Origin of the sequence: Anoxybacillus andreesenii (assembly GCF_030813005.1) — a bacterium.
Classification (GTDB): Bacteria; Bacillota; Bacilli; order Bacillales; family Cytobacillaceae; genus Robertmurraya; species Robertmurraya andreesenii.
In genome coordinates this window covers 1-11,356 of record NZ_JAUSTU010000044.1, presented here as the reverse complement: position 1 = coordinate 11,356, position 11,356 = coordinate 1, and the positions used below count along the sequence as shown (strand labels likewise).

Below are 11,356 nucleotides of genomic sequence, written 5' to 3'. Positions count from 1 at the left end.
ATTTCTACATTGTCGCATAAATCCCACTAAAAGTACCGCCACAAAATTTTCCTAAAACAATAAAAACCACTGCCATTGAAAGTGGCAGCAGACAGTATCTAGTAAAAGGTAATCACAAAAATTAAGAAAAAGATGGCTTTTGTATAATTTTAAAACAAGGGCCATCTTTTCCTTGTTTATCCATGATAATTTAAAATTTAATTACATTTTCTGTTTTAAAAAATAACAATTTAGAGTAGTCTTATATATCGAATATTGTAATATAATGTATAATTAGGTTAAATAATGACGTTATGAACTGTATAAGATGGAGGGTCTTTACATTGAAAATTACAAAACTTAAAATAAATAATTTTAGAAGTTTTGGTAAGACAGAGAAACAAATTAATCTATCGGATATTACAACATTAATTGGGAGCAATAGTTCTGGGAAAACAGCAGCACTTCAGGCTCTGCAGAAAATGTTTGGTGTTACTCAGAGTGAACGTAGACTTGTAAAAGGGGACTTTTATATTGCTAATGATGTAGATATAAACACAATAAAAGAATTGGACTTATACATAGAAGTTAAAATTGAATTTCCTGAACTAGATAATGAGGGGAATGATGGAGAGTTCAGTGTTCCACCATTTTTCTCACATTTCACCATAGATTCTTCAGATCAAAGACCATATGTAAGAATGAGATTAGTAGGTAACTGGTATTCAGATAATACTCCTGATGGTGATATTCAACAAAACTTATTTTTTATAAATGTTCCAGAAGGTGAGGAAGTTACAGAAGAATCTCTTCTCCCAGTATCTCCCCATCAACGTTCCAAAATTCAAATGCTTTACGTTCCTGCTGTTAGGGAACCAATGAAACAGTTAAAGAACGCATCAGGGACTATTCTTTCAAGAATCTTAAATAGTATCAGTTGGCCGGAAGATATGAACCAACAAATAAAGGATGAAATGAGTCCAGTTAATGATTTATTCAATAGTATTGAAGGCGTAGGTGGAATAAAAGAGATTATAGGAGAACAGTGGAAAAAATATCATAGTGACTCACGTTATAATGAGGCTAAACTTGAATTCAATAGTACTACACTGGAATCGATACTTAGTAAAATAGAGGTGCAATTTTCACCATCTGTTGAATCTAATCCTTATACTGTAGATAAGTTAGGTGATGGTTTGCAATCTTTATTTTATTTATCCCTAGTTTCATCATTATTAGAGGTAGAGAAAAAAATTTCAAAAAATTCAGGTGCAGCACTAACTATTTTAGCTGTTGAAGAACCGGAAAATCATATATCTCCACATTTGTTGGGGAAGGTAGTAGAAAACTTAAATGAAATATCGCAAATTAGCAATGCACAAGTTCTATTAACATCTCATAGTGAATCTATAATTAAAAATATTTCACCAGAAGAGTTATGTCATTTAAGAATTGATAAAACTACATGCTCTACTGTTGTTAGCAGTATTATACTTCCAAGTAAAAGTTCCAATGCATACACATATATAAAAGAGGCTATTAAAGCATACCCAGAAGTTTACTTTGCAAAACTTGTAATACTAGGTGAAGGAGATACAGAAGAAATAATTCTACCAAAATTACTAAAGGTAAAGGAAATTTCTTCATATGACACAGGGATTTCAGTAGTTCCATTAGGTGGAAGGCACGTAAACCATATGTGGAGATTACTTAATCAATTAAATATCCCCCATATAACCTTGTTGGATTTAGATTTAGAACGTGGTGGTGGAGGTTGGAGTAGGATTAAGTATGTAATTAAAGAACTAATTGAAAATGGTTACGCTAGAAATAAATTGTTAGAAACAGAAGAAGGAATTTTATCAGAAGATGAATTCAGTAAAATGCATAAGTGGAAAATTAATATTGATATTTTAACGCCTTGGATAGAAATGTTAGAAGAATATAATGTCTTTTTTTCAAGCCCCTTAGATATTGATTTTCTTATGCTTGAAAGGTTCCCAACCAAGTATAAAGAAACAATGAGTATAGGACCTAGATTACCAGATAAAGAGACAGAACCCGATAGTTATAGAAAAAAGGTTATATCATCCATTCAAGCTACACTCAAAAATGAAAATGCCACTGGTTATACATATTCACAGGAACAACATGAATTAATGGTGTGGTACAACTCCCTATTTTTAGGTAGAGGTAAACCAAGTACTCATATTGATGCTCTAGCAAGGTTATCCGATAGCGAGTTAATAGAAAAGTGTCCAGAGGTCTTCGAAAGATTAATCAATAAAATTAGAAGTTTGATTAGTTTGTAGGTGATTTAATGATAAAAGAGGAATTATGGAAACCAACAGATGGGATTGTTCTAGAAGAAGCTGCTTATCAAGTCGTAAGGAGTCAAGAAAATACTTTGGTAATTGCTGGACCGGGGGCAGGAAAGTCAGAATTGTTAGCTCAACGTGCTTCTTATTTATTGGAGACAAATATATGTAAAGATCCCCAAAAGATACTTGCAATCAGTTTTAAGGTTGATGCAGCTGATAATTTAAAAAAGAGAGTAGAAAAGAGAGTGGGGGGCGATTTAGCGAAAAGGTTTGAATCCAGAACATTTGATTCTTTTGCTAAATCCATTCTAGATAGATTTAGACTAACGTTACCAAGCGGATGGCGTCCGGATGCAGAGTATAACCTCGTTTTTAATGATCGAGAAGTAATGGATATTGCCACTGGTTATATTAAAAAGGAACATCCTAACTTTCCAAATTGGCAATATGAAATACAAAAGGATCGGCTGGTGAGAAGTTTAACTAAAGATCCATTGCATTTACTTGGCGAAAGAGAAGATGATTTATATGGTTGGGTAACAAAAGAACTATGGAAAATAATGATAAAAGAAACTTCATCTTTTCAAAGTTCATTAACATTTCCTATGATATCTAGATTAGCAGAATATATATTAAACTTTAATTCATTTATAAACACTGCACTAAGATTGACATATAGCCATATTTTTTTAGATGAATTTCAGGATACAACTTATGTTCAATATGATTTACTAAAATCAGCATTTTGGGGTTCAAGGTCTGTTTTAACTGCGGTGGGTGATGACAAACAAAGAATAATGGGTTGGGCAGGGGCAATGGCTGATTCATTTAATGCCTATTCTTCTGATTTTAACGCTAAAGGTTTTCAATTAATTTTTAACCATCGTTCTGCTCCGAGATTGATAGAAGTACAAAATGTATTATCTCAAGCAATTAGTCATAATACCACCCCTGTAAAGTGTACAGATAAATGGTCAAAAGATGATGGAGTTTGTGAAGTGTGGACCTTTAATGATTATATTCAAGAAGCAAAGCACATTGCGAAATTTTTAAGTGTTAAACTTCAATCAATTAATCCACGAGATATATGTATAATTGTTAAGCAACAAGAGAGTGTTTATGCCAAGCGAATTATTGAAGAATTACAAAATGTAGGAATTAATTCAAGGATTGAAAAGGATTATCAAGATCTATTATCAGAAGAATATGTTCAGTTGATAGTAAATACACTTTATCTTACGATTTTTAAAAGTTCTCCAACGAGATGGCAAGAAGTTATTAAACTAAAATCTGAACTGGATGGAATTGATTATAATGAAGATTTGAAAGCAATGTGGGAAATTGAAGAAGACTTTCAAAACTTTATTTCCCGATTAAAAGGTAAAATAAATAGTATAAGTGACATTCACAATGAAATACCTCAAATACTTGATGAAATAATAGATTATTTCAGCTTAATTAAACTTAAAAATTACTATCCAAAGTATTTGATTGGCAACTTATTAAAAAATACTAGGGAAAAATTTCATCAAAAAATAATTGAATCTTATATAGAGCATAGACAATGGGATAAAGCAATTGAAGATTTTTTAGGGGTTTATAGTATACCGATTATGACTATTCATAAAAGTAAAGGATTAGAATATGAATGTGTATTCTTTATTGGTCTAGAGGATGATGCCTTTTGGAGCTTCAGGAGCCAATCAGATTCTGATATAAGAGCGTTTTTTGTTGCCTTATCTAGAGCGAAAAGAGAAGTATATTTTACGTTTAGTGAAATCCGAGAAATTATGAAATATAGGAAATTACAAACAACATATCAATCGAAGTCTATAATTTCTTCGTTATATGATCTTCTAGTTGAAGCAAATGTAGAAACAAAAAATCTTACAAAAACCGTATAATGTTTTTAAATGAAAAATTAAAGGGGACGAAATATGCCTAATCTATCCCAAATCGAAAAAGGAATTTTTATGAAGTTGTTTAATAGAAGCGGTTATGTCCTGAATTTCTCTACAAATGACTTTGACGTGTTTACAATGGAAAGTGTTGGGGTTCCATTATGTGAGAAGTACAAACTATCTAAGGGTAAATCTTTAATGGCTTATATTAATGAGGCTTCAGACGACAACACAGTAAAGTTGTTAAAAGATTTATTAGATTATTATGAAGTCTATTTTGAATACGAAATTGAAAGCGACGGCGAGTATTCAAAAACTTATTACCGCTGCAAAGATATAATGGCTCGAATCTTATACAACAATACCCCTCTTGCTTCTGTTGCTGTAGAACTAAAGGAGAAATTTTCAAGTACATATCTTTCTACACAGATTGATTTAATGTTAAAAATGCAGTCTGAAAATCCAACTGAAGCAATTGGAAAAGCTAAAGAATTGGTTGAGAGCTGTTGTAAAACTATTCTTGATGAAAATGAAGTAGTGTGGGAAAAAAACTGGGATGTTGGTCAGTTGACTGGTGCAGCAGTTAAACTTCTCAAGTTAATGCCTAAAGATATACCCGATACAGCCCCGGCATCTGGTGAGATGAAATCTATTTTGGGCAATTTGCGCGCGATAGCTACAAATTTGGCAGCGTTGCGCAACCCTTATGGTAGTGGACATGGGAAAAGTGCTACATATAAAGGACTTGAAGAGCGACATGCAAAACTTGCAGTTGGCAGTAGCATAACGCTTGTTAGTTTTCTTTGGGACACTTATGAAAGTCGAGGTATTTTAAACCGTGAAACGAATTAGTGAGATAACAAAACGTGATATCCTCGATTTGTTTCAAAATGGCATTGAAATAGATGAATGGTTTGAAACAAAAAAAGTTACCTATCCTTATTTTGGTCGGATGAATGAGCTTGATTTTCTCAAAAGATTATATGATTTGAAAAGTATGCGGAGTTTGGATTCAAGGTTTCAGGATGCTGAAAGTGACATTTGGCAACATACGGTAAACAATGATGATTATCCATCCTGTTGGGTATTTGAGGATGAACGATTCCAATTGAAGAACGGTAGCGATGAAAAATACTTGAAATTTATTTGTGAGATTTTTCATCCAGCAGTTAGGTTTGAAAAAGGATATTGGAAGGAGTTTCTTGCAGAGGTAAACATATTATTGCAAAACGATGGATACGAACTTTATCCAGCAGCAAAAATATCTAGCCGGGATGTCTATGGGTGGAGAATATTTCAATCAGAAGAAAATAGTATATTTATTCCTTACTCTCAAAGAAATTTTAAAGCGATAAAAGAGAAAAGAATATCATTATCTATTAAACGTAATGCAAGAAATCAGATTTACCAACTTCTAGAAAAGTATAATGACATCTATCAGAAAACGGATGAAACAGGATTTTCGTATAATGTTTCAATAAGTGAAGAAGTTTTCAATGATTTACGTCAGTTTTACACTCCTAAATGCTATAATGATCAAAAGCAATATGTGGAAACCAGTAGCCTACAAGATTTTGTATACCACAGTTCGCCTTTCTGTGTAATGGATACGATAGAACTTTTTGTGAAGCATAGCTGTTCCAACGAATTCGAAGCGCAACTTAATGCAATATTGAAGCTGAATGATCTTGATTTGAAATTAGATAACGGAAAAATTGTAACCACGTTCGACAATCATATAAAAAAAAGCACATTAGTTTTAATTGAAGAGGCGGGACTCAAAGAGTTGCTTCAGGAAGCCATTCAGTATTACGATGAAGGAAATTTGAAAATTGCCGTTGAAAAACTCTGGGACGCTTTTGAAAGACTGAAAACATATCACTCTCCCACATTAGATAAGAAGAAATCGATAAATAGAATTATTTGCGATATGAGTAACAACAAAGAACCGTATAAAATGATGTTTGAAAAGGAATTTCATGAACTTACGGCTATTGGTAATAACTTTAGAATTCGTCATCATGAAACTACAAAAACAGATATTGAGGATAATAGACACTATGATTATTTTTATAAAAGATGCCTATCATTAATTTCGGTTGCAATTCAATATTTGAATATTGGATAATTAATGTAAATATAGTCTTTCCGGATACGTAGCTCTATATATGTTATTAATATCTAAACAACACGCACTGAACTAACCGGACATAATTAAGTAAACGGTAAATTCCACTGCGCTTGCTATTGATTTTTTACAGATAGCTCTTTTACAAGTTGATAATGGAGAAATAAGAAGTTGAAACATCCATCTTGGTTCACATCAAAATTATATTACACAAATTTTACACATAGCAATTACAAAACATTGTAAAATCAATACTTAAAGGCCTATTTCGACCCCGACCACCGGTATCATATGTAAAATAAAGTCAATGCTTTGAGTAATTCAGAGTATTGGCTTTTTTGTTGTTTCTTGTATATAGGTGAAATGCTAATCCTGTGGACAACAAGAAATGATCTTAATATAGAAGCATCCTTATAAATCGTTTATATTGTAAATAGTGCTAGAATTTTGATTGTACAAAATAAAAGAATAGAGGAGAAAAAAGTATGGGAGTTTTCCGTTCAGTTGGGAAAGGGATAGGAACAGTTGGTGGCGGTCTTATTGGGGGAGCGGTAAAACTAACTGGTAAAGCAATTGGAACGAAATTTGAAAGTACAGGTGAATGGATAGAAGAAATCGGTGAAAATGTTAAGACTGCCTCAGAAGTAGCATTCGACAATGCAGGACAATTTGTTGATGGTGCTGTCCAGGGTACATATGGCTTAATTAAACAAGATGAATATTATAAACAACAAGGATTGGAGGATTTGAAAGATTCCACCGGAAGAACGATAAAAGGTATTGGATCGGCCATTAAATATACGGCCAAAAATGTTGGAAATACCTATACTGGATTTCGAAGTGGAGATGATCAAAAGACTATCCGCGGTTTGAAAAATCTAGGGAAAGTAGTTGCGATCTCCACTCTTGCGGTTGGAGTTGTGGATTTAATAGATGGTGCTAATATGATTGAAGCAGAAGAATTAGACACCAGAAATGATAGTTTAGCAGGTTTGGAGCATCCTGAAACTGGTGTCCCATTCTTGGAAAAAGAAGTTGTAGTTAATGGGCAGCCTTTCGCTGGTACATTTCCAGTATTCGATTCAGATTTCTCTGTTATCATAGCAGAAGATTTATATTATGAAAGTGATGCGGTTCATTTTGGGATAGCCAATGACACGTTATATCAAGCTATTCAGGGGGAGCCTAACCTTACTAGTGAGTTAGGTCTTTCACAAGCTGATATACAATCGCTGGCGAACGGACAAACCCCCGAAGGATATACATGGCATCATAGTGAAGAAGCAGGGGTTTTACAGCTTGTAGATGAGGAAATTCATGCGCAAACAGGACATACAGGTGGCCGTGAAATCTGGGGTGGAGGAAGCGAATATCGTTAAGGGAGTGTGAGTTACAGGAACGATTCGATTAAATTTGTAAATTTCACCAAATGAGTTAACTTTATGGAGGACTGTTTTTTGACTAAGAGAGGAATTATCATTTTTATCAGTATTATAATTGCACTTTTTTTGTGTGTATTTTTCTATATTTTTAATCTATGGCAAGAATTTATGAAAAGTGAGTATGACGATGGCTACAGGGATGGAGCCGAACATGGATTTGATGTGGGATACACGGTAGCGGCTGAATTAGTAGCATCTGAAAAAGGCTATGAAGATAAGCATGAAGACGAAATAGAAGTAGTCTATAGAAAAGATTATGAAAAGGTATATCAAGAACGTCTTAAAAACGTAGCTGTCCTTTTTTCTAGTGATTATATTACTGAATGGGGAAAAGGACAAGCTATAAAACAATATCGTCAAGGCTATGAAGATGGCTACCGATACGGATATAAAGATGGCTACGATGAAGAATATGATCATGCATATTTTACCGGCTTTTTTGCTGGTGAAAAGGCATATAAAAAAGAAAGCGGAAGATATCTCACGGAAAAAGAACTAGAAGACAATGAAGAAGTTTATAACAAAGAGTATCAAGAAACGTATGAAATGGGCTACAAAGAAGGTTACGCGGAAGCGGAAGCAGAAGCCATTCAAGCTGATAAAGACCGTGAGCGAAATAAATATCGTGAGGATATAACTGAAGACGATATAAGTTCTTGTTTAGAAGATGGTGGTACAAGAGCTTTGTGTGTAGATTAAAATAACAGTAAAGAAACATGTCAAGAAAGCCGCTAGTACCGGCAACCACTTTATACTTTCGAGTAACATGGAGAAACATTATGACACTATTTGAACCCAATAAAAATACATTAGATTTTATATCAACCTATAAATTGTTTGAGGACGATGTTGTGCAACAAATTCAGTTGCAACATCGTTTGGAATTAGTGGCTGCCTTTGATATTCAAAAAGGGATGCATGTTTTGGAAATTGGTTGTGGCCAAGGGGATACAACTGCTGCACTTGCAGATGCTGTTGGGGAGGATGGCCATGTTGTTGCTATTGATATAGCGAGCCGAGATTATGGGGCACCGTTAACATTAGGACAAGCTACAGACCGAATAAAGAATTCAGCGTTGGGAAGACGGATTCAATTTCACTTTGAAACAGATTTTAGCTCATTTGAGTTAACTGAAACATTTGATGCAGTGGTTTTATCCCATTGTTCTTGGTATTTTAAGAGACCTAGAGAATTGCAACAATATTTTCTAAAAATACGTGGGATGACGAGAAAGTTATGCTTTGCTGAATGGGATCTCGATTTTACAAACTTGCAACAGCGTTCACATTTTTATGCTGCTTCGATCCTCGCATTATATTCAAACTTTGTCGATAACGATGGAAATATTCAAAATCTATTTGATAAAATTCAGATTCAACGGATGCTTGAACAAGTTGGATATCGAATAGACAAACAATCGACAATTAATGCTACCTATTTACAAGATGGGCAGTGGGAAAAGGACTATGCAAACAGTATCCGCTCGGAATTTCATGGCGTTTCTGACATGCTGCAAACAATGATAAATAGCTATTATGAGCTGATGAATGTTCCAAATGGAGATGCGCAGTCTTTAAACAGTTTTATTATTTGTACAAAGTAATTGATATGAATATGATACGATCATGCAAAATGTGAAGGACGATAAGGTAATTCTCGCCCCGCTCGATTGAATATTACTTTTTTAATCAGACGTTCTTTCATTTTTTAGGTCTAAAAATTTGATAATCTCTTCAACATGTTGAGCTTTTGGATAGTTTTTGTATAGGCTACTGGATAGTCTAATGGGATCACCAAAAAAGTATCTTTCATATTGGGTTTGCCTTGTTCCGAATGAACTCATCGTAAGATCCCATGCCAAACGGAATAGTTTAACTCGGTCCTCGGCATTCATACCCTCGGTTTGAAGATATTGCTCTAGATCTGCCCTTATTTCAGAATGAAAGTCTCTTTCGGTTGGGATGGAAACCATTCCGCTCGCACCAATTAATTGGATAATTTCGCTGAAACGGGGATATATTCTAGGGAAAATGTTACTGGCGACTTGCAATGGGATCATGCTGGGACGCATGCATTCCCATTCATCTAATTCTGCATCATTTTCTGACTTCCCTAATAGTGCTTTCATCGTTTCAAGACCAATGATGATTTCCGAAAGTTTTTCTTGTATATGCTGATACTCTCCAACATTAATCGCCTCAACGAGAAGTTGTGCCACACCAAGCAAAAATTCTGTTTTTACAATTTGTCTGTTAACTACTTGATGGTACGCAAAAGTGTGAAAAGAGCTTCGATTCAAAAAGTCATCTGCTGCTTCGACATTATCGTAAAAAAATACACGGTCCCATGGAACTAATACATTGTCAAAGACAACAATTGAATCCATCTCTTCATAGCGTGAGCTTAGAGGATAATTGTAAGAAGAGTCTCCTCCTACAAACGATTCTCTACAAATAAATTTTAGTCCTTTTGTATTTGAAGGGATGAAAAAGGCGAATGCTTCATTACAGTCTAAGGACAATCTTGAAGTAGAAATAACCAATACTTCATCTGTCAAACCGCCCTGCGTAGCAAGGAGGCGAGCTCCTTTTATAATCAATCCTTTTTCATTTCGTTCGATAACCTTTGCGGAGATAGGCTTCTCAGACAATCCCAAATAGAGCTGGGAACGATTCACCTGGGGAGTAACAAATGTATGTGTAAACGAGAGGTCATGTTTCATCGCCCTTTCGTATAGGGATTGAATATTTTCTGGAAAACAATTTTTTCTATCTTTTAATAGGGAAGAAGAGGAAGCGAAGCTCATCACAGCTGTGTTCATATAGTCAGGACTCCTTCCCATCATTCCGTGAGTGATTCTTGCCCAGTGTTCCATCATCTTTCTTCGTCTCTTTAAGTCCTCTTTTGTTTTCGGCTGCAAATAGGAAAGTCCAATAGGCTCTTTCTTATCAGGTAAAAAGAAAGTCATCTCCTCTCTTAGTGCGGGGTCATTTTGCAAATCATAAAGGGAAGTCTTTGCCTTAAGAATTCCTTTAAAAGCGTGATGTTCAGAAATTTTCCCCTTAATCTTTTCACCATCAAACCAAATTTCATTTTCCAATTTATTTATACGATCAATAAATTCTTTTCCGTTAATGGTTCCCATCTGTTATTCGCTCCTTTTGTTGCAACAACTCACGAAAAACGAACTAACTAAGCTATATTATTTTATTATTTCCCGACAGAAGACTCCCTCTTCAATCGTGCGAAGGGCATAGCCCAACGATAAGTGGGAGATGAATGTCGGTTGGCAGTAGCTAAAAACTCCCCCACATGATAAAATAGGAATATATGTTCGCTTAGGAGGTGAAGGTAATGCTAGCCAACAAAGCCTATAAATTCCGTATGTATCCAACTAAAGAACAGGAAATCCTCATAGCCAAGACGCTCGGATGCAGTCGTTTTGTGTTCAACCGCTTTTTGGGACAATGGAATGATACCTATAAAGAAACCGGTAAGGGATTAACCTACGATTCTTGTTCTGCTGAACTAACACAGTTAAAAAAGGAATTAGTATGGCTAAAAGAAGTTGATAGCATTGCTCT

Annotated in this window: 9 protein-coding genes; 8 read left to right on the top strand and 1 reads right to left on the bottom strand. The window is 34.6% G+C overall.

The annotated features are described in order from the left end of the window. The first annotated feature begins 323 nt into the window (after nucleotides 1–323). The 7 genes from J2S07_RS21015 (at nucleotide 324) to J2S07_RS20985 (ending at nucleotide 9,375) form a co-directional block, all read left to right on the top strand. A complete protein-coding gene (locus tag J2S07_RS21015) occupies nucleotides 324–2,291 on the top strand; it encodes an ATP-dependent nuclease (RefSeq protein ID WP_307152346.1) in 1,968 nt (655 codons plus the stop codon). Nucleotides 2,292–2,299: 8 nt separating this feature from the next. Next, on the top strand, nucleotides 2,300–4,204 hold the full coding sequence (locus tag J2S07_RS21010) for a UvrD-helicase domain-containing protein (protein ID WP_307152345.1): 1,905 nt from the start codon (nucleotides 2,300–2,302) through the stop codon (nucleotides 4,202–4,204). A 33-nt stretch (nucleotides 4,205–4,237) separates the two neighbouring features. Continuing rightward, nucleotides 4,238–5,053 (top strand): abortive infection family protein, encoded by an 816-nt coding sequence (locus J2S07_RS21005; RefSeq protein ID WP_307152344.1) that lies wholly within the window; start codon nucleotides 4,238–4,240, stop codon nucleotides 5,051–5,053. After that, entirely contained in the window at nucleotides 5,040–6,329 is a 1,290-nt protein-coding gene (locus J2S07_RS21000; RefSeq protein ID WP_307152343.1) for an AbiJ-related protein, read from the top strand. Before J2S07_RS21005 ends, J2S07_RS21000 begins: the two co-directional genes overlap by 14 nt. Nucleotides 6,330–6,814: 485 nt before the next feature. Continuing rightward, the gene (locus J2S07_RS20995; RefSeq protein WP_307152342.1) at nucleotides 6,815–7,708 is read left to right on the top strand and encodes an HNH endonuclease; all 894 of its coding nucleotides are present in this window, start codon (nucleotides 6,815–6,817) and stop codon (nucleotides 7,706–7,708) included. Nucleotides 7,709–7,786: 78 nt separating this feature from the next. Beyond that, a complete protein-coding gene (locus tag J2S07_RS20990) occupies nucleotides 7,787–8,470 on the top strand; it encodes a hypothetical protein (protein ID WP_307152341.1) in 684 nt (227 codons plus the stop codon). 80 nt (nucleotides 8,471–8,550) lie between these two features. Beyond that, entirely contained in the window at nucleotides 8,551–9,375 is an 825-nt protein-coding gene (locus J2S07_RS20985; RefSeq protein ID WP_307152340.1) for an SAM-dependent methyltransferase, read from the top strand. An 81-nt stretch (nucleotides 9,376–9,456) separates the two neighbouring features. Here the strand turns inward: J2S07_RS20985 and hpaB are convergent, their stop codons facing one another. Beyond that, nucleotides 9,457–10,917: a 4-hydroxyphenylacetate 3-monooxygenase, oxygenase component gene (gene hpaB, locus J2S07_RS20980; RefSeq protein WP_307152339.1), complete on the bottom strand. Its 1,461-nt coding sequence runs from the start codon at nucleotides 10,915–10,917 to the stop codon at nucleotides 9,457–9,459. A gap of 209 nt (nucleotides 10,918–11,126) precedes the next feature. Between hpaB and J2S07_RS20975 the strand changes: the two genes are divergently transcribed. Continuing rightward, on the top strand, nucleotides 11,127–11,356 hold a 230-nt coding region (locus tag J2S07_RS20975; protein ID WP_307152338.1), incomplete at its 3' end, for a helix-turn-helix domain-containing protein.

Coding starts and splice junctions, on each gene's coding strand:
- J2S07_RS21010 (WP_307152345.1), top strand. CDS start 2,300: ATGATAAAAGAGGAATTATGGAAACCAACAGATGGGATTGTTCTAGAA.
- J2S07_RS21005 (WP_307152344.1), top strand. CDS start 4,238: ATGCCTAATCTATCCCAAATCGAAAAAGGAATTTTTATGAAGTTGTTT.
- J2S07_RS20995 (WP_307152342.1), top strand. CDS start 6,815: ATGGGAGTTTTCCGTTCAGTTGGGAAAGGGATAGGAACAGTTGGTGGC.
- J2S07_RS20985 (WP_307152340.1), top strand. CDS start 8,551: ATGACACTATTTGAACCCAATAAAAATACATTAGATTTTATATCAACC.
- hpaB (WP_307152339.1), bottom strand. CDS start 10,917: ATGGGAACCATTAACGGAAAAGAATTTATTGATCGTATAAATAAATTG.